Raw genomic sequence first — 18,619 nt, 5'->3', positions numbered from 1 at the left:
ACCCATGGCAATCACTGTATCGCTCGGGTTGGCGGGGATCATTTGTACGTGGGATTGGTTCACTGATCGATTGATATGCAGCGTGTAAACCTTGGTATTAGCGAGCAACGGGCAGCGAGAACTCGAGGACAGCCCCACGGGGCTGGTTGGCGTGCGCCTGCAAACAGCCGCCGTGGGCTTCGATGATCGATCGACAGATGGATAATCCCAGCCCAAGGCCCGAAGCCTTGGTGGTGTAGAACGATGCGAACACCCGTTCCGCGCATCCCAAGGCAAAGCCCGGCCCCGAATCGCAGACCTTCACCCACACGCAACCGGCATCGTCCAGCCCGGAACTGATCGACAAGTGCCGCTCGCTTTCACCGATGGCGCTCATGGCCTCCAATGCGTTCATGATCAGGTTGAGCAGCACCTGTTGCAGCTCCACGCGATCCCCGTCGATAGCAGGCAGCGCGTCGGCCAGGTGTGTTTGGATCGAGGCGCCACTCTTGATGATCTGGCTGCGGCTGAACTCGACCATTTCCTCGATGGCTGCGTTGATGTCCAGCGGCCCTTTCTGCGGTGGAGCCTTGCGAATGTGCTCGCGGATTCGCCCCAGCACATCGGCGGCTCGATTGGCATCGAAGACCAGATGCCCGAGAATCTGCCGGACTTCCTCGATTTCCGGCGGCTGGGCGTTGAGCCAACGCAGGGCGGCGTCGGCATTGAGGATGGTCGCGGCGATCGGCTGGTTGACCTCATGGGCGATCGAGGCGACCAACTGGCCCATCGTCGCGACTCGGTTTGCATGGGCCAGTTCGGCCTGCACTTCGCGATAGCGACGCTCGCTTTCGCGAATCTTCTCCTCGGCCTGTCGGCGCTCGGTCAGATCCAGCACAAAGGCCACGCCTTCCCGGCTGCTGGCTTCGAACATGGCCAGGCCAACGATCACCGGCAGACGGCTGCCGTCTTTCCTGAAGTACTCCTTCTCGTACGGGCAGGCTTGCCCGGTGCGCAGGGCCTGGGCCAAAGAACGCTCGCTCAGCTCGCGATGCTCCGGCACCGTCAGGTCCCGCCAACGCAGCCGGCCGGAGGCAAGGTCTTCGCGCTCATAGCCCACCATGCGCAGGAATGCGTCGTTGGCTTCGATGATGTCGCCCTCGGCATTCCAGACCAGAATCCCGATGATGTTGGCATCGACGAGACGACGGATCTTTGCCTCCCGTTCGGCCACCTCTCGGTACAGACGAGCGTTTTCCAGGGAGATGGCCGCGCGAGACGCCACCAGATTCAGGATGGTGAGCCGGTTCGGACTGAATACATGGGCGGCAAGGCTGTTTTCCAGATACAGCACGCCCACCAGCGCGGCCTGGTTGATCAACGGCAGGCACAGGATCGACCGCACCGGACGTTGGCGAAAGTAGGGATCGGCGGCAAACGTCGCGGCAGCCGGGCCCATGGCGTCGTCGAGAAACACGCTCTCCTGGGTCCGCAGCACATGGTAAAAAATCGACTCCGGCAACAGCGCCGTACTGACCGGCTCGTCACGCAGTTGCGTCGTGGTCCCGCCGGTCGTCGCTTGCGCCGCGATCCGGTGCCCCTCGCCAGTGGACAGGATCAGCAGGCCGCGCTCAGCGCCGGCTTGCTCGATGGCCGTGGCCATCACCCGATCGATCAGCTTCTCCAGGACGATTTCTCCTGACACTGCCTGAGAGACTTTGAGCACGGTGGCGATGTCCAGGTGTTCCACCGGAGTCGCCATCGTAGTCGCCGGGCCGGGCGCGGGTTCTGTTTCGCGCAGCCACGGATACCGGGCTTCGAGCTGTCGAACCTTGCCGTCGGCTCCCCAACGCAGATAGCCGTAGCAGGCGTCCTGCATATACATGCGAGCGATTTTCCCAAGGCCACGGGCGGCGTAGAAACGTGAGGCTAGTTCGTTGGCAAGCGCCTCGACATGGACGAAGCCGCTTTGCCGGGCGAGGTTCATGGCGTGTTCGTAAAGCAGCTCGGCATCGATTGGCCGCCCTTCGACACGGGCAATCTCCGCGCCCACCAGTGCGGCGCGGCTGGCAAAGTTGTCCGGGCACTGCTGCGCCCAGGCCTGAAGCTGTCCATGGCCCTCCTTCATTGCGTCCAGATGCGCCCCTCGCTGATCCGCAGGGGCTTTGTCATAAACGGCAGCATGGGCCAGGGCACCGAAAAAGTGATATTCGGCTTCCTCGAAAAAGGACTGGCAAACCCAGAGCAACCGGCGCGCTTTTTCGGCAGCGGCCAAGGCCGCTTCTGGCTCGTCGGCCATACAGCGGGCCTGTAGCTTGCGAACCCAGTACAAGCATTCAGCCAGGACCAGGTCCGGATTGCTGGACAAATGGGATTCGGTGGTCACCTCGTCCAGTTCGTCGTCATCCAGGCGCCCGAAGATCGACGTCTGGCCGCGAAGCATCCGGATCAGCAGCAATTGCGTGACGATGAAATCCGTCACCAGCCCGAAACGCACCTTCCTCGCATAGTCCAGGCCACGCTCGGCTTCATCTTGTACCTTGGGCAGCGGTTCCCCGGCGAAGAGCAGATCCGCAGTGAGGTTGTTGCCCGCGTAAGCACCGTACGGCAGGTCCCCGATCCGGTTCGCAGCCGCAAACGAACGACGCAAGAGGTCGCGGCATTGTCCGACCGGTCTCATCCAGCGCATGGCAAAGCAAGAGAAGCACAGATAGGTGCTGGCTTCGAATCGAGTCATGCCACGGTGCTCGACAAGGCCGCAGCCCAGCTGCCCGAAACGGAACCCCACCTCGTGGTCGCCGAACCGCCGGCCCGCGACCCTGAACAGATTGGCATAGAGCACACAGGACGCGTCGCAATTGCCGCGTTCCAGGCTCAAGGTGATGGCCTTGCAAATCAACAGGTCCGCCAGGTTCGCGTCACTTTGCAGTGCCGGGGCGAAGAGCTTGCTCAGCGCATTGACGGTCTCCAACGCGGTCGCGTCTTCCATCAAGGGCAGATCGATCAAATCCTCGATGGCCCGATCGCCGAGCAATGTGGCGATGCGGTCGTATTCCTGGCGCACGGCCTCGTCACTTGGCTGCGCGGCCCAGTGAATGCCGACATGCCGCAAATACGCGAGACACACCGACACCGCGCCGTCGCTGCGATCCATCAGCAAGTACACATCCATCAACAGGCAGGCGACGCTGGCCCGTTCGCTCACCGTCATGGCGCGATTGGCCAGCGCCGTCAGCCGCTCGTCGGCAATGGCGAGCTGGCCGGTGAGGAACTCGCATTCGGCCCTGTTCAGCTCAAGGGCGAAATTCAAGCCGTGCCGATGCGTCCAACTGTCATCGCCCAGCAGCTGGGCACCATGGGCCAGGTAATTGAGCGCCGACGCATAGGCCGTCGACGCCTTGGCCCGTTGGCCGGCGAGCAAGTTGAGCGCGGCCAGCTCCTCTCGCTCGGCCTGATCGACGAGCAACCCGGCGCCGAGGTTGAGCTGGCCCACGATGTCGAATATCGCCTCGTCCCGGCCCTCGGGAGCGGTCTGCCGGGCCAGCAGCCGGCCGATTTTCAAATGGGCCGAGGCGCGTGACTTTGGGGGGATCATCAAGTAGGCCGCTTCATGGATACGGTCGTGGACAAAACCGTAAGCACCGTCGCGGCGCTCTACCAGTTCCTGGCGGACCGCCTCCCAGAGGACCGTGCGGATTTGCGCTCTGGGGACCTCAAGGATAATTGCCAGTGCGTTCAGCCCGCAGACGTTCCCCATGCAAGCAAGCTGCTGCAAGGCCTGCTGCGTCTGGGCCGGCAGGCGCGCCAGCTTGCCGCTCATCAAGTCGACGATGTTGTCGGTGTACCCCTTGGCGTGAATCCGATCCGGGTCCCACCACCACTGTCGGCTGCCATGATCGAACGCCAGCAAGTGCTCATCGGCGAGCGCCTGCAAGAACTGGATCACGAAGAACGGATTGCCCGCGGTCTTGTCCAGCACCAACTGCGCCAACGGCTCGATGCGAGCAGGCTCGTCATGCAGCGCCTCGGCGATCAATTGCTCGATATGCCCCTTGGCGAGCGGTGAGAGCATGATTTCGCTGACCTTGCCGCCGACGCTGCGCAGCGTCTTGAGTTTGCCTGACAGCGGGTGCGTCGCATCCACTTCGTTGCTGCGGTACGCACCGACCAGCAGCAGATATTGCACGTCGTCGCTGCTCAGCAGGTCTTCCAGCAGGTCGAGCGTCGCCGCGTCAAGCCATTGCAAGTCGTCGAGAAACAGCGCCAGGGGATGCTCGCGGCGGGCGAACACACCGATAAAACGGCGCAACACCAGCAGGAAACGCCGTTGCTCCTGCTGGGGATCGAGTGCCAGCACCGCAGGCGGCTCCCCGACGATCAGCCTCAGTTCAGGGATCAGGTCCGTCATCAGCCGTGCGTTGGGGTCCAGGGCCTGGCGCAATGCATCGCGCCAACCGGCCAACTCGGCATCGCTCTTGCCCAACAGCGTACGCACCAGGCTCTGAAACGCCTGGATCAGCGTCGAATAGGGAATATCGCGCCGGTACTGATCGAACTTGCCACGGGCGAACAACCCCCTTGGCGGCACGAGTACCTTGTGCAGCTCGTTGACCACGGAAGATTTACCAATCCCGGAATACCCCGTGACCAGTACGAGTTCCGGCGCGCCACGTTCAACCACCCGGTTGAACGCGCTTACCAACGCTTGGACCTCGGGCTCGCGTCCATAGAGTTTCTCGGGAATCAAAAGGCGGTCTGAGCCGCCTTGCTCGCCCAATGCAAAATCTTCGATGCGACGCCACTGCCGCCAATGCGCCAGGCACTGACGCAGGTCGTGCTCTACGCTCGCGGCCGTCTGGTAGCGTTCCTCGGCGGTCTTGGCGAGCAGCTTCATGACGATCCGCGACAGCATGTCGGGAATGGTTTGGATCCGCTCGTTGGGCGCCAGCGGCCTCTTGGCGATATGGCAATGCACCCATTCGATCGGGTCTGATGCCGTGAACGGCAGCGAGCCGGTCAACATCTGGTAGAGCGTGACGCCGAAAGAATAGAGATCACTGCGCGAGTCGATCGAGCGATTCATCCTGCCGGTCTGTTCGGGCGCCATGTAGGCCAGCGTCCCGGCAAGCGTCTCGGGAGCCTGCCGCTCGCGGGGCAAGCGTGACGTCATGCCGAACCCGGTGAGCCGGGCCTGGCCGTCGTCGCAATCCACCAGGATATGGCTGGGCTTGATGTCCTTATGGATCAGGCCACGCTCGTGAAGCTTGCCCAATGCGACGGCAATGCTCACCGCGAGCTGCAAGAACCGGGTCGTCTCCAAGGGCGAGGTGAGCAATTGCAACAGCGGCAAACCACCCGGGTCGCTGGCGACCAGTTGCACTTGAGGACCTTCACTGATCCATTCCAGGGGCTGTACGCACCACGAAGCATCCAACTGGTCCCTCAGGCCGAATTCATGAGCAAGACGCTCAAGGCAATCGGGCCGCGGCTGGCGGGTGGCGGGCCGAACCACCAGGACAGGTTTATCGCCGTCGGCACCTGGGCGTCGTTCCCGGCAGAAGATACGCTCGCCATCGTCCCATTGTGTTTGCATGCGGGTTTCCATCGGCACTGGAGCAAGAGGGGTTCAGTTGCATTTACCGTCGAGCTGCCATCCAGTGTCGTGCCGCAATTGCCAAGGCCAGGGTTCGGCTTCCATGGCTGCGCCGGCGACTCGACGAAAAGCGTTCATGTCGGGTTCCGGGACGGATCGTATTGCCGTCGTTTAGATTAGCGCCTCGCCTGTGCCCTTCCCATATTTTTTTCAACGGCGATGACGGGCCTCGGACACAGCGGATACGGCAGTTGAATGACCACGCAGGCCGACGATGCGGCGCCAGTCTATGTGAAATTCCCCGCCAGTCATTCCTGCCCGCGTATGACTTGGGCATCCGTTGGTTGCATGCCGCCAGGGGCGCGCGCACCTTAGGTCTTAGCCGGATATACATAGGTATACTTTTGCGCCTGGACGGACCGCGTATGGTGAATTGAAAACCGGCGCTGTTACGAGCGATCCCATGGAAGACACCCCCGTGTGCAACAAGACGATCGCAGTCATCGATGACGATGAATCCGTACGCACGGCGCTCAATAGCCTGTTGCGGTCCAGCGGCCATCAGGTCCGTACGTATCGCAGCGCCAGGGAATTCCTCGATTCAGAAGCGCCCGCGCAAACCGGCTGCCTGGTTTGCGACATACAGATGCCGGGCATGAGCGGCATCGAGTTGCATCGGCACCTGCTGAAAAACAAGGTGCGTATCCCTACCCTGTTCATTACGGCGTACCCGGAACTGGCCGCCAACACGTCGGGGCTGGTGGATTGCCTGCCCAAGCCCTGCGATGCCAGAAGGTTGCTGGACTGCATCGCAAAAGCCCTCGGTCAGCCCCACTGATCAACGGGATCGGTTCCTGCTCATACTTGCGTATATCCCCGCCTATCCCACGTATGGTTTCGCTGAACCGAGGTAGAAGTGTGCCTGGGGCAACCCGTCGATAACATGGAGTCACGAATCTATCGACCCCATGGCGGAGGCTCTTCGGCTGACGCCGCACATTGCGGGGATCTGGCTATGTCAGGCTTCGACGAATTACCCCAGTACCTACGCACTCGCTTCCCCGCCATCACCGCGGCGCTTGGCGCTGCTTGCCTGGCGGGCTGCATGGTGGGCCCGGATTTCATCAGGCCTGAAAACGGATTGGACGCCGCGCAACTGACGCCCCGCCAGGAACACCACGGCGAGCCTCGCTCCTCCACTGCGGCCGTGCCCATGCAATGGTGGCGGCTGTTCAATGACGCCCTGCTCACCCAGTTGCTGGCGCGCACGCTGGAGGGAAACCTTGACTTGCAAATGGCCGCCGAACGCATCGAGCAAAGCCGCGCACGGCTGGGCATCGTCGCGTCGCAGCTGTTGCCCATTGTCGGCGCCAACGCCAGCTACGCCCGCGAGGGGCTAAGCGAGCATGGCAAATTCGCCGCCCTGGGGGCTCCCACCGATCCCAGCAATTTCTGGCAGCTGGGTTTCGATGCGAACTGGGAAATCGACCTCTGGGGCCGGGCCCGACGTTCGCGCGAAGGTGCCGAGGCGACAGTCCAGGCCTCGCTGTACGATCGCGAAGCCGTAAGGGTGGCGCTGGCCGCCGAAGTGGCGCGCACGTATCTGCAGTTACGCGGGACCCAGGCACAACTGGACATTGCCCGGCAGAACCAAGTGGTTGCCGAACGCACCCTGGCCCTGGCCGAAAGCCGCGAACGCAACGGCGTGGCGACACGCTTCGAAACCTCATCGGCCCGCGCGCAGTTGGCGACGGTCAAAGCCCTGCTTCCCGAGCTGGCCCAGCGTCGTAACGCCCAGATGAACGCCCTTGCCCTGCTCATGGGTGAACAACCGCGAGCCCTCGATGCGCAACTGCGCCAGGCCATGCCCCTGCCGTCGCTGCCTGCACGCATTCCGCTGGGCGTGCCGTCGGAACTGGCCCACCGGCGCGCGGATATCCTGCGCGCCGAGGCGCAACTCCACGCTGCCACGGCGGCTATCGGCGTGGCCAAGGCTGATTTCTATCCGCGTATCGGCTTGAAAGGCCGCATCGGCGTGGAGGCTTTCGACAGCGGCGACCTCACCAGTTGGGACTCGCGGATGTTTTCGGTCGGGCCGACCGTCTACCTGCCCATCTTCGAGGGTGGCCGCCTGATGCAGCGCTTGGCCCTGAACGAATCGCGGCAAAAAACCGCCGCCCTCGCCTATCGCCAGACCGTGCTGCAAGCCTGGCACGAGGTAGACAATGCCTTGGACGCCTGGGCTGCTCAACGGCGCCAGCACGACGAGCTGCAGGTTTCGTACGAACAGAACAGGGAGGCACTGGACGCGGCGGAGCGTGGCTATCAACAAGGCGCCGCCGACTATCTGAGCGTCCTCACGGCGCAACTCAACTTGTTGGCCAGCCAGACCCACCTCAACACCAGCGCGACCAACGCCACCCTCACCGTGGTCAATCTGTACAAATCCCTGGGCGGCGGCTGGGATCCGGAGCAGGTTCGATGAACAGCATGGCCTTGCCGACGGCCGCCGTCGCTGTCAGCGAAGCGCCCCACGGCGGGGCCTCGAAGCGGCCGTTGGTCGGCCTGCTGGGCATCTTCCTGGCGGCAATGATGGCGGGACTGAACATCCGCGTCGGTGCATTGGCCCTGGCGGACGTGAGGGGCGCGTTGGGCTTCGGCCTGGACGACGCCTCCTGGCTCACCACGGCGTATAGCGCCGGTGAACTGATCGCCATGCCGTTTGCGGCCTGGTTTGCCATGACGCTTTCGGTCCGCCGACTCGAACTGTGGGTGTTGGGCACTTGTACCGCGCTGGCGGCGATATTGCCCTTCATCCGGGACCTGGACCTGCTGCTGGCGTTGCGCTTTGTTCAAGGCCTCGCCAGTGGCATGACGATCCCCTTGCTGATGATGGCTGCGCTGAAATTCTTGCCGCCATCGATACGGCTGTATGGGTTGGCGCTGTATGCCATGACCGCCACCTTCGCGCCCAACCTGTCCATCTGGCTGGCCGGCCATTGGACGGATGGCCTGCAGGACTGGCGCTGGGTGTACTGGCAGATCATTCCGCTGGCCTGTATCGCTGCGGCATTGATTGGCTGGGGATTGCCCAAAGAACCCATCCAACCCCAGCGTTTCGGGCATGCCAACTGGCTGGGCATGGCATTCGCGGTGCCGGCCTTCGGCCTGATCACGGTGGCACTGGACCAAGGCACGCGCCTGGACTGGTTCAATTCGCCGCTGGTCACCTCCTCGCTGCTGGCCGGCCTGGCATTGCTGGTGATCTACTTGTTGACCGAGTGGTATCACCCCTCGCCCTTCATCAAATTGCGAGTCCTGGGGCGGCGCAACCTGGGGCTGGGCTGCACCTTGTTTCTCTGCTTGCTGGTGGTGCTGATGTCCAGCTCGCTGTTGCCCGCCAGCTATCTGGCCACGCTCCAGGATTATCGGCCCTTCCAGATGGCCTCCATTGGCCTGATCGTGGCGCTGCCGCAGTTGATCCTGGGCCCCCTGGTGGCGCTGCTGCTCTACCAGAAGTGGGTCGATGCGCGCCTGGTCTTCGCCGCGGGGTTGTGCCTGATTGCCCTGGCGTGCCTGTGTGGCGCGCAATTGACCAGCGACTGGAACCGCGAACAATTCGTCATGGCGCAAACGCTGCAATCGCTGGGGCAACCCATGGCCGTGGTGTCGATGCTGTTTCTGATCACCAGCGTGGTGCAGCCTGCCGAGGGGCCTTTTTTCTCCGGCACCATCAATACAGTGCGCGCCTTCGGGTCCCTGGCCGGCGCTGCGCTGGTCGGGCAGTTGATGGTATTGCGCGCACGTTTCCACTCGGAAATGCTGCTGGACCACACGGCCATGGTGGGCGGCGCCTTGCCGTCCATGCCCGATCCACAGCAACTGATGATGCTCATCGGCGGGCAGGCGCTGGTGCTGTCTATCGCCGACGCCTACCGCGTCCTGGGCGCACTGGCCGTGCTGCTGATTCCGCTGGTGCTGCGCCTGAGCTTCATCCCTGCCCCGGTCATACGGACCGCCTCGCCCCCTTCTTCCTCCCATCGGTGACCCATCATGGCATTACCCAAGAAAGCCAAGCTCATCATTGCATTGCTGCTCACCGTGGCGATCAGCGGGGCCGCCTACCTCAACCGACCCGAGTCGGCTGCCGCCATCCAGTCGACCGACGATGCTTATGTCCACGCCGACTTCACCACGGTAGCGCCGCAAGTGTCGGGCACGGTGGCTTCGGTATGGGTCGAACACGACCAACCGGTGGCCAAGGGCGACTTGCTGGCGACCATCGACGACCGTGATTTCGTGGCGGCGCTGAGCGCGGCGACAGCCCAGGTCGCCAGTGCCCGGGCCGGTATCGCCAGCTTGCAGGCACACCTGGCCCGGCAGGCCACCGCCATTCGCCAGGCCCAGGCTGCGCTGGCGGCAGACGAGGCCGCGGTCAAGTTGGCGACTGCCAACCAGACGCGGTATCGCAACCTGGCCAATGACGGCTCGGGCACCGTGCAGGCACGGCAACAGGCCGAAGCGCAACTGAGCATCCAGCAGGCACGCCGGGACAAGAGCGAGGCGGGTCTGCAAGCTGCCCGGCAACAAGTGGATATCCTCAAGGCCGACCTGGAAAAAGCCGTGGCGACCCTCGCCCATGCCGAGGCCACGCAATCCATCGCGCAACTGCAGCTGTCCTACACCCGGATCACGGCACCGATCAGCGGCATGATCGGGCAGAAATCGGTACGGGTCGGTGCCTTCGTCAATGCGGGCAAACCGTTGCTGGCCATCGTCCCGCTCGACGCCGTCTACATCACCGCGAACTTTCGCGAGACGCAACTGGCGCGGGTTGAGACCGGACAGGTGGTGGACATCGAAGTGGACGCATTGCCGGGCGAAGCGTTGCAAGGCACGGTGCAAAGCCTGGGGCCGGCCAGTGGCGTGAGTTATTCGGCCGTTGCGCCACACAACGCGACCGGGAACTTCACCAAGATCGTCCAGCGCCTGCCGGTACGAATCCACATTGCCCCCGACCAGCCCGCTGCCAGGAAGCTGCGGGTGGGGATGTCCGTCACGCCGCATATTCGTGTGGGGGACTAGCGTTTCAACAAGCTCGTCAACGGTTGTTGCGCAGGATGGAGAAGTTCAGCGCAGCAGCCACGCATAGCCACGCCAGGTAGGGAAACAGGATCAGCCCGGTGATCACGTCCAAACGCAGTGCCAACACCACCATCGCCGCCACCACGAGCCAGAGCAACGCGATGATCACCATGCCGGCGAGAATCTGATGCGCCCCGAAAAACACCGGCGTCCATAACGTGTTGAGCGCAATTTGCGCCGCCCATAAAGCCAACACCAACTGGCTTCCCGGTATCAGGCTCAAGCGGTACCCTGCCCAGGCAAGCAGCAGGTAAATAATCGACCAGGCCACCGGGAACATCCAGTTGGGCGGTGTGAAGCTGGGTTTGACGAGGGATTCGTACCATTGGCCCGGTTTGAAAATGACGCCGGTACTCGCAGCAGCACAGCAGGCGATGAGAAAAATAAAGAAGGTCATTGTCCGTCCTTAGCTGGTGTCAGCTGTCTGAGGTAATGGAATACGTCGGCAGGCAGCGACTGGTCGCCGATCCGTTGCGGTGTCCATTTTTCAAAGACTCGACGGCGGTCTGATAAATTCAATAAACCACCCGTCTGGAGCAAAACATGTTCGTCCGACCTTTCTCCATCGCCGTCCCTGACAGCGCGCTTGACGACCTGCATGATCGCCTGCGTCGCACCCGGTTGCCAGAGCCCTTGGCCGGCGTGGGCTGGAGCGAAGGCATGGACGTGGACGTGCTGCGCGATCTGCTCGCCCAATGGTCCACAAACTTCGACTGGCGGGCCCAGGAAGCGGCGCTCAATCGCCTGCCGCACTTCGTCGCCACGTTGGGCGAGCAAGAGATTCACTTCGTCCACCAGCGCGGCATCGGGCCCAATCCGATGCCGCTGGTGCTTACCCACGGCTGGCCCGGCTCGTTCATCGAGATGCAGCGCGTCATCGAGCTGCTGACGGACCCCGCCAGCCATGGCGGCGACCCGGCCGATGCTTTTGATGTGGTGGTACCGTCCTTGCCGGGCTACACCTTTTCGGCGCCGTTCATGCAAACCGGGTGCGGGCCTTATGAAGTGGCCGGATTATGGAGCGAGCTGATGACCGGGCTGGGTTACGAGCGGTTCGGTGCCCAGGGCGGCGATGTCGGCGCGGCTGTCACCAGTTGGTTGGGCGTGCGCTTTGCCGAGCGTCTGACCGGCATCCACCTCAACTACATTCCCGGCGCGTACCGCCCGCCGCTGGGCGAAACCGACCCGCCTCTGAGCGAAGAGGAAACCGCATTCCTGCAACGCGCCGCGGCGTTCAGCGAAGCCGAAGGTGCCTATGCGCATATCCAGCGAACCAAGCCGCAAAGCCTGGCCGTGGGCTTGAACGACTCACCTGCGGGACTGCTCGCCTGGATGGGCGAGAAGATTTTGTCGTGGTGCGATCCGAGCGCCCCCATCGACCGCGAATGGTTGCTGACCAATGTGACGCTCTACTGGCTGACCAACTGCATTGGCTCGTCGTTTCGCCCCTACGTTGAAGGCAGCCGCCGACCTCTGGTGCTTGCCAGCGGTGAGCGAATAAAGCCGCCGTTGGGGGTCGCGCTGTTTCCCAAGGAGCTGCCGCTGCCGCCACGCAGTTGGGTGGAGCGTGGCTACAACGTCCAGCACTGGACGCAGATGCCCCGGGGCGGTCATTTTGCGGCGTTGGAGCAGCCTGAGTTGTTGGCGGAGGATATTCGGGGGGTTTTCCGGGACTTGCGATGAGCCGAGGCGGTCCGAAAATCTCGTAGGAAATGACGACCCGTGGCGAGGGAGCTTGCTCCCGCTGGGCTGCGAAGCGGCCCCACATTAGCGACTCCATTTCTCCAGACACACCGCAGCGCCCGGTTTTGCGGCGGCTGCGCCACCGAGCGGGAGCAAGCTCCCTCGCCACGGGGATTGGGGCGTTCTACAGGTCGGTTGTAAGGGCTGAGGGCGATGGACGTATTCGGCGTTATCGAACGACGCGATCTCGAAGCAAACAGCACTGTGGGAGCGAGCTTGCTCGCGATGGCGCCGTGTCAGCCAGTGAAAATATTGATTGATCGAATGTCATCGCGAGCAAGCTCGCTCCCACAGGTTTCGCGTCGGGCCTGTGACCAAGCAGCGTTGCACCCCGTGGCGAGGGAGCTTGCTCCCGCTGGGCTGCGAAGCGGCCCCACATCAGCGACTCCATTTCTCCAGACACACCGCATCGCCCGGTTTTGCGGCGGCTGCGCCACCGAGCGGGAGCAAGCTCCCTCGCCACGGGGATTGGGGCGTTCTACAGGTCGGTTGTAAGGGCTGAGGGCGATGGACGTATTCGGCGTTATCGAACGACGCGATCTCGAAGCAAACAGCACTGTGGGAGCGAGCTTGCTCGCGATGGCGCCGTGTCAGCCAGTGGAAATATTGATTGATCGAATGTCATCGCGAGCAAGCTCGCTCCCACAGGTTTCGCGTCGGGCCTGTGACCAAGCAGCGTTGCACCCGTGGCGAGGGAGCTTGCTCCCGCTGGGCTGCGAAGCGGCCCCACATCAGCGGCTCCATTTCTCCAGACACACCGCAGCGCCCGGTTTTGCGGCGGCTGCGCCACCGAGCGGGAGCAAGCTCCCTCGCCACGGGGATTGCTTGCTCCCGTCGGGGTTGTGCGTCAGGCCGCCTCCTCCGGCTCTTTCAACGCCGCCAACACCAATGGATGTAGCACCGCATCCGGATGTTTTTCCTGCCATGCCCCCAAGTCCCGGCGCATGCCTGGTGTCCAGAAGTTCTTGATGTGCTGCCGAACGCCATTCACCGCCAGCGCCTGGTCAGGCTCGGTGGCGAAATACCGGGCGATCTCGTTGGCCATTTTGATCAGGTTCTGAGCGCTCATCGACGCACCTCGGCCTTTTCCCCTTGACGGCGCTCCTTGAGCAAGCGGCGTTGTTCGTCGCTGAAGGCCTGATACCGCTTCTGCCATTCCGAAGGCTGGCTGACCCGCACGATTTCCACCGCCGTCACCTTGTATTCCGGGCAGTTGGTGGCCCAGTCGGAGTTGTCGGTGGTGATCACGTTGGCGCCGGATTCGGGGAAGTGGAACGTGGTGTAGACCACGCCCGGCGCCACCCGCTCGGTGACCTTGGCCCGCAGCACGGTCTGCCCGGCGCGGCTGCTGATGCCGACCCAATCGTCTTCGGCGATACCGCGGTTCTCGGCGTCGGTCGGGTGGATTTCCAGGCGATCTTCCTCGTGCCAGGCGACGTTGTCGGTGCGCCGGGTCTGGGCGCCGACGTTGTACTGGCTGAGGATGCGCCCGGTGGTCAGCAATAGCGGATAACGACCGTTGACCTTCTCGTCGGTGGGCACGTAGCCGGTGAGCATGAAACGCCCTTTGCCCCGCACGAATGCCTCCATGTGCATGGTCGGCGTGCCGTCCGGCGCGGCGTCGTTGCACGGCCATTGCAGGCTGCCATGACGCTCCAGTTCGGCGTAGCTGACGCGGCTGAAGGTCGGCGTCAAACGGGCGATTTCATCCATGATTTCCGAGGGATGGCGGTAGTCCATTTTGTAGCCCAGGGCATCGGCCAGGGCGACGGTGGCTTCCCAATCGGCCTTGCCGGCCAACGGGTCCATGACCTTGCGCACGCGGGAGATGCGGCGCTCGGCATTGGTGAAGGTGCCGTCCTTTTCCAGAAACGAGCTGCCCGGCAGGAACACGTGGGCGAACTTGGCCGTTTCGTTGAGGAAGATGTCCTGGACGATCACGCATTCAAGGGCGGTCAGGGCCGCGGTGACGTGCTGGGTATTGGGGTCGCTCTGGGCGATGTCTTCGCCTTGGCAATAAAGCGCCTTGAAGGTCCCGTCCAGCGCCGCCTCGAACATGTTCGGGATGCGCAGGCCCGGATCGGGTTGCAGGGTCACGTTCCAAGCCTGTTCGAACTGGGCGCGCACCGTTTCGTTGGAGATGTGCCGGTAGCCGGGCAGTTCGTGGGGAAAGGAGCCCATGTCGCAAGAGCCCTGGACGTTGTTCTGCCCACGCAACGGGTTCACCCCGACGCCTTCGCGACCGATATTGCCGGTGGCCATGGCCAGGTTGGCAATGCCCATCACCGACGTGCTGCCCTGGCTGTGTTCGGTGACGCCGAGGCCATAATAGATGGCTGCGTTGCCGCCCGTGGCGTAGACCCTTGCGGCGGCGCGGATCTGCTCGGCAGGCACGCCGCAGACAGGGCCGAGGACTTCGGGGGCATTTTCCGGCAGGCTGACGAAATCGCGCCAGCGAGCGAAATCCGTCGCCTCGCAACGGGCCTCGACAAAGGGTTGGTCAATCAAACCCTCGGTGGCGATCACATGGGCCAACGCGTTGAGCATCGCCACGTTGGTGCCTGGACGCAGTTGCAAATGCAGCTCGGCGCGGGCGTGGGGTGAATCCACCAGGTCGATGCGCCGTGGGTCGATGACAATCAGACGTGCGCCCTGGCGCAAGCGACGCTTGAGCTGGGAGCCGAACACCGGGTGTGCATCGGTAGGGTTGGCGCCCATCACCAGGATGACGTCGGCCTTCATCACCGAGTCGAAATTCTGCGTGCCGGCGGACTCGCCCAAGGTTTGCTTAAGGCCATAGCCGGTCGGCGAATGGCAGACCCGCGCGCAGGTGTCGACGTTGTTGTTGCCGAACGCGGTGCGCACCAGTTTCTGCACCAGGTAGGTTTCTTCGTTGGTGCAACGGCTGGAGGTGATGCCGCCGATGGAATCGCGCCCGTACTTGAGCTGGATGCGCCGCAGTTCGCTGGCGGCGTAGGTGACCGCCTCATCCCAGCTGACTTCCTGCCACGGGTCGCTGATGTGCTTGCGGATCATCGGCTTGGTGATGCGGTCCGGGTGCGTGGCGTAGCCCCAGGCGAAGCGGCCCTTGACGCAGGAGTGGCCGTGGTTGGCCTGGCCGTTCTTGTCCGGGACCATGCGCACCAGTTGTTCGCCTTTCATCTCGGCGCGGAACGAACAACCCACGCCGCAATAGGCGCAGGTGGTGACAACGCTGCGTTCCGGCTGGCCGATCTCCACGACGCTTTTGTCGATCAGTGTGGCCGTCGGGCAGGCCTGGACGCAGGCGCCGCAGGACACGCATTCGGAATCGAGGAAGTTCTCGCCGCCAGCCGCTTCTACTCGGGAGTCGAAGCCGCGCCCGCTGATGGTCAGGGCGAAGGTGCCCTGGATTTCCTCGCAGGCGCGCACGCAGCGACTGCAGACGATGCACTTGCTCGGGTCGTAATCGAAATACGGGTTGGACACATCCTTGGCTTCGGCCAGGTGATTGGCCCCTTCGTAGCCGTAGCGCACCTCACGCAAACCCACCTGCCCCGCCACAGTCTGCAGTTCGCAGTTGCCGTTGGCCGGGCATGTCAGGCAGTCCAGCGGGTGATCGGAAATGTACAGTTCCATCACATTGCGGCGCAGCGTGGCGAGCTTGGACGTCTGCGTGCGGACCACCATGCCGTCGGTCACCGGCGTCGTGCACGAGGCCGGATAGCCGCGCATGCCATCGATTTCCACCAGGCACATGCGGCAGGAGCCGAAGGCTTCCATGCTGTCGGTGGCGCACAGTTTGGGGATGGTGGTGCCGACCAGGGCCGCCGCGCGCATCACCGAGGTACCGGACGGAACCCTGATTTCGCGCCCGTCGATGGTCAGGCTGACCTGCACGTCGCTCTCGCGGGCCGGGGTGCCCAGGTCGATGTCGCTGGCTGGATCGAAAATGGTGATCATTGGTCGGCCTCCGAGGTCGCCAGACCGAAGTCGGCGGGGAAATGCTTGAGGGCGCTGGCGACGGGGTAGGACGTCATCCCACCGAGGGCACAAAGCGAGCCGTATTGCAGCGTGTCGCACAGGTCTTGCAGCAACAGCGCCTGGTCCTGACGGGCATGGGCATCGGTGCTGGCGAGCAGGCGATCCACCACCTCGACGCCACGGGTCGAGCCGATGCGGCACGGCGTGCATTTGCCGCAGGATTCCTCCGCGCAGAACTGCAAGGCAAACCGGGCCATCCTGGCCATGTCCAGGCTGTCATCGGCGACCACCACGCCACCGTGGCCGAGCATTGCGCCCATGGCGGCGAACGCCTCGTAGTCCAATGGCGTGTCGAACTGCGCTGGCGGCACCCAGGCGCCCAACGGCCCGCCGACTTGCGCGGCCTTCAGCGGACGACCGCTAGCGGTGCCGCCGCCATATTCTTCCACCAATTCGCGCAGGCTCAGGCCGAACGCTCTCTCAACCAGGCCGCCACGGCGAACGTTGCCGGCCAATTGAAACGGCATGGTTCCCAGGGAACGACCCATGCCGAAATCGCGATAGAACTGCGCGCCCTTCTCCAGGATCACCGGCACCGAGGCCAGCGTCACCACGTTGTGCACCAGCGTCGGCAAGCCAAACAGGCCCTGCAACGCCGGCAGCGGCGGCTTGGCGCGCACCGTGCCGCGCTTGCCTTCGAGGGATTCGAGCAGCGCCGTTTCCTCACCACAGATATAGGCGCCGGCGCCAACCCGGACTTCAAGCTCGAAGGCGCGGCCGCTGCCGGCCACATCGGTTCCCAGGTAACCGGCCTCGCGGGCGATGCGCAGTGCTTCGTTCAAGGTGCTGACGGCGTCGGGGTATTCCGAGCGCACGTAGATGTAACCCATAGTCGCGCCGACGGCGATGCCGGCGATGATCATGCCTTCGATCAGCAGGAACGGGTCGCCTTCCATCAGCATGCGGTCGGCAAAGGTGCCGGAGTCGCCTTCGTCCGCATTGCATACCACGTACTTCTGCGGCCCCGGAGCGTCGCGCACGGTGCGCCACTTGATGCCCGCCGGGAAAGCCGCCCCACCCCGGCCACGCAGGCCAGAGTCGAGCACCTGGGCGACCACCTCGGCGCCATCCGTCTGGATCGCCCGGGCCAGGCCAAGGAACCCGCCCCGGGCGCGGTAGTCATCGAGGGACAAAGGTTGAGTGATGCCGGCACGGGCAAATAACAGGCGTTGCTGGCTCTTGAGGTAGGGAATGTGCTCAACCAATCCCAATGCCGATGGATGGCTACCAGGATCACCCGCCAGCGCGTCGAGCAGGCCCGGTACGTCCTGGGCCGTGACTGGGCCAAAACCCAAGCGTCCTTCTGGCGTGTCCAGCTCCACCAACGGTTCCAGCCAATAAAGCCCACGGGAACTGGTGCGCAACACCTGCAATGGCAATTGACGCCGCTCGGCCTCGCGGACCAGCGCATCGGCCACCTTGTCCGCACCGACGGCGCGGGCCACTGAATCACGGGGAATGCAGAGGGTCAGCATGGGCCATCCTCCAGGCAGCCATTCACCAATTGGCGCAGGCGCTCCGGGGTCAGCCGCGCATGCAGTTCCCCGTCCAGCTCCAGGGCCGGCGAACAGACGCAGGCGCCCAGGCAATAGACGGGTCGCAGGCTGATCGCTCCATCGGCGCTGGTGCCGTGGTCATCCAGCGAAAGCTGTTCGCGCAACTGCGCAGCCAGCCCCTCGGCCCCCATGCTCTGGCACGACTCCGCCCGGCACAGGCGCAGGGTGTGGCGCGCCGGTGGCGTGGTGCGAAAGTCATGGTAGAAGCTGATCACCCCGCGCACTTCAGCCTGGCTGAGGTTGAGGGCATGGGCGATTTCAGGGACGGCGGTGTCGGGAACGTACCCGCACCCTTCCTGGATGGCATGGAGGATGGGCAACAAGGCACCGGGGGTGTCCTTCTTGCGCGCCAGCACGTCGTGAATCAGAGGCAGGTGAAGCGTCTCATCAGGCATAAACGTACCTCGGCATCTCGAACGACAGCGCCGCGTGGCGGTGGCCGTTCGGAGTCTTGGCTGCGGCGTGCGGCCCACGTCACGGTTACGTGGCAAATCCGATCGCCATTCTTGCTCGCCGGCCAAGTGTCTTTGGCGCACTGGGTCCGGGGCATCTTCACAGCTTGCCACTCCCGGGGGGTGGC

Annotated in this window: 11 protein-coding genes; 5 read left to right on the top strand and 6 right to left on the bottom strand. The window is 63.6% G+C overall.

Annotation, left to right across the window (positions count from 1 at the left end; genetic code table 11):
• Positions 1-97 precede the first annotated feature (97 nt).
• Entirely contained in the window at positions 98-5,572 is a 5,475-nt protein-coding gene (locus tag J3P90_RS12355) for a trifunctional serine/threonine-protein kinase/ATP-binding protein/sensor histidine kinase (RefSeq protein WP_434676469.1), read from the bottom strand.
• Positions 5,573-6,035: 463 nt separating this feature from the next.
• Here J3P90_RS12355 and J3P90_RS12350 point away from each other — a divergent pair, with 463 nt between their 5' ends.
• From J3P90_RS12350 to J3P90_RS12335, 4 genes are all read left to right on the top strand, one after another.
• On the top strand, positions 6,036-6,410 hold the full coding sequence (locus J3P90_RS12350) for a response regulator transcription factor (protein ID WP_434559008.1): 375 nt from the start codon (positions 6,036-6,038) through the stop codon (positions 6,408-6,410).
• A gap of 177 nt (positions 6,411-6,587) precedes the next feature.
• A complete protein-coding gene (locus tag J3P90_RS12345) occupies positions 6,588-8,057 on the top strand; it encodes an efflux transporter outer membrane subunit (protein WP_434676468.1) in 1,470 nt (489 codons plus the stop codon).
• Positions 8,054-9,619, top strand: coding sequence for an MFS transporter (locus tag J3P90_RS12340; protein WP_434676467.1), 1,566 nt, complete (start codon positions 8,054-8,056; stop codon positions 9,617-9,619). Before J3P90_RS12345 ends, J3P90_RS12340 begins: the two co-directional genes overlap by 4 nt.
• Before the next feature lie 6 nt (positions 9,620-9,625).
• Entirely contained in the window at positions 9,626-10,657 is a 1,032-nt protein-coding gene (locus tag J3P90_RS12335; RefSeq protein ID WP_434676466.1) for an HlyD family secretion protein, read from the top strand.
• A 16-nt stretch (positions 10,658-10,673) separates the two neighbouring features.
• Here the strand turns inward: J3P90_RS12335 and tspO are convergent, their stop codons facing one another.
• The gene (tspO, locus tag J3P90_RS12330; RefSeq protein WP_434605905.1) at positions 10,674-11,114 is read right to left on the bottom strand and encodes a tryptophan-rich sensory protein TspO; all 441 of its coding nucleotides are present in this window, start codon (positions 11,112-11,114) and stop codon (positions 10,674-10,676) included.
• A 146-nt stretch (positions 11,115-11,260) separates the two neighbouring features.
• Here tspO and J3P90_RS12325 point away from each other — a divergent pair, with 146 nt between their 5' ends.
• The gene (locus tag J3P90_RS12325) at positions 11,261-12,400 is read left to right on the top strand and encodes an epoxide hydrolase family protein (protein ID WP_434676465.1); all 1,140 of its coding nucleotides are present in this window, start codon (positions 11,261-11,263) and stop codon (positions 12,398-12,400) included.
• Between the two features lie 907 nt (positions 12,401-13,307).
• Here J3P90_RS12325 and J3P90_RS12320 read toward each other — a convergent pair.
• From J3P90_RS12320 to J3P90_RS12305, 4 genes are read right to left on the bottom strand one after another with little or no spacing between them, the layout of a single operon-like run.
• Entirely contained in the window at positions 13,308-13,529 is a 222-nt protein-coding gene (locus J3P90_RS12320; protein ID WP_434676464.1) for a formate dehydrogenase subunit delta, read from the bottom strand.
• Entirely contained in the window at positions 13,526-16,402 is a 2,877-nt protein-coding gene (gene fdhF, locus J3P90_RS12315) for a formate dehydrogenase subunit alpha (RefSeq protein WP_434676463.1), read from the bottom strand. Before fdhF ends, J3P90_RS12320 begins: the two co-directional genes overlap by 4 nt.
• Complete coding sequence (locus J3P90_RS12310) at positions 16,399-17,958, bottom strand: formate dehydrogenase beta subunit (protein ID WP_434676462.1); 1,560 nt, start codon at positions 17,956-17,958, stop codon at positions 16,399-16,401. The genes fdhF and J3P90_RS12310 overlap by 4 nt, the downstream gene beginning before the upstream one ends.
• Entirely contained in the window at positions 17,952-18,434 is a 483-nt protein-coding gene (locus J3P90_RS12305; protein ID WP_420763805.1) for a formate dehydrogenase subunit gamma, read from the bottom strand. The genes J3P90_RS12310 and J3P90_RS12305 overlap by 7 nt, the downstream gene beginning before the upstream one ends.
• Between the last annotated feature and the right edge of the window lie 185 nt (positions 18,435-18,619).

It is taken from the genome of Pseudomonas sp. D3-10 (assembly GCF_051132175.1).
In the GTDB taxonomy this organism is placed as follows: Bacteria; Pseudomonadota; Gammaproteobacteria; order Pseudomonadales; family Pseudomonadaceae; genus Aquipseudomonas.
The sequence above is the reverse complement of the archived record's forward strand: the minus strand, read 5'-3'. Positions and strand labels throughout refer to the sequence as shown.

Coding starts and splice junctions, on each gene's coding strand:
- J3P90_RS12335 (WP_434676466.1), top strand. CDS start 9,626: ATGGCATTACCCAAGAAAGCCAAGCTCATCATTGCATTGCTGCTCACC.
- tspO (WP_434605905.1), bottom strand. CDS start 11,114: ATGACCTTCTTTATTTTTCTCATCGCCTGCTGTGCTGCTGCGAGTACC.
- fdhF (WP_434676463.1), bottom strand. CDS start 16,402: ATGATCACCATTTTCGATCCAGCCAGCGACATCGACCTGGGCACCCCG.
- J3P90_RS12340 (WP_434676467.1), top strand. CDS start 8,054: ATGAACAGCATGGCCTTGCCGACGGCCGCCGTCGCTGTCAGCGAAGCG.
- J3P90_RS12350 (WP_434559008.1), top strand. CDS start 6,036: ATGGAAGACACCCCCGTGTGCAACAAGACGATCGCAGTCATCGATGAC.
- J3P90_RS12325 (WP_434676465.1), top strand. CDS start 11,261: ATGTTCGTCCGACCTTTCTCCATCGCCGTCCCTGACAGCGCGCTTGAC.
- J3P90_RS12310 (WP_434676462.1), bottom strand. CDS start 17,958: ATGCTGACCCTCTGCATTCCCCGTGATTCAGTGGCCCGCGCCGTCGGT.
- J3P90_RS12355 (WP_434676469.1), bottom strand. CDS start 5,572: ATGCAAACACAATGGGACGATGGCGAGCGTATCTTCTGCCGGGAACGA.
- J3P90_RS12305 (WP_420763805.1), bottom strand. CDS start 18,434: ATGCCTGATGAGACGCTTCACCTGCCTCTGATTCACGACGTGCTGGCG.
- J3P90_RS12320 (WP_434676464.1), bottom strand. CDS start 13,529: ATGAGCGCTCAGAACCTGATCAAAATGGCCAACGAGATCGCCCGGTAT.
- J3P90_RS12345 (WP_434676468.1), top strand. CDS start 6,588: ATGTCAGGCTTCGACGAATTACCCCAGTACCTACGCACTCGCTTCCCC.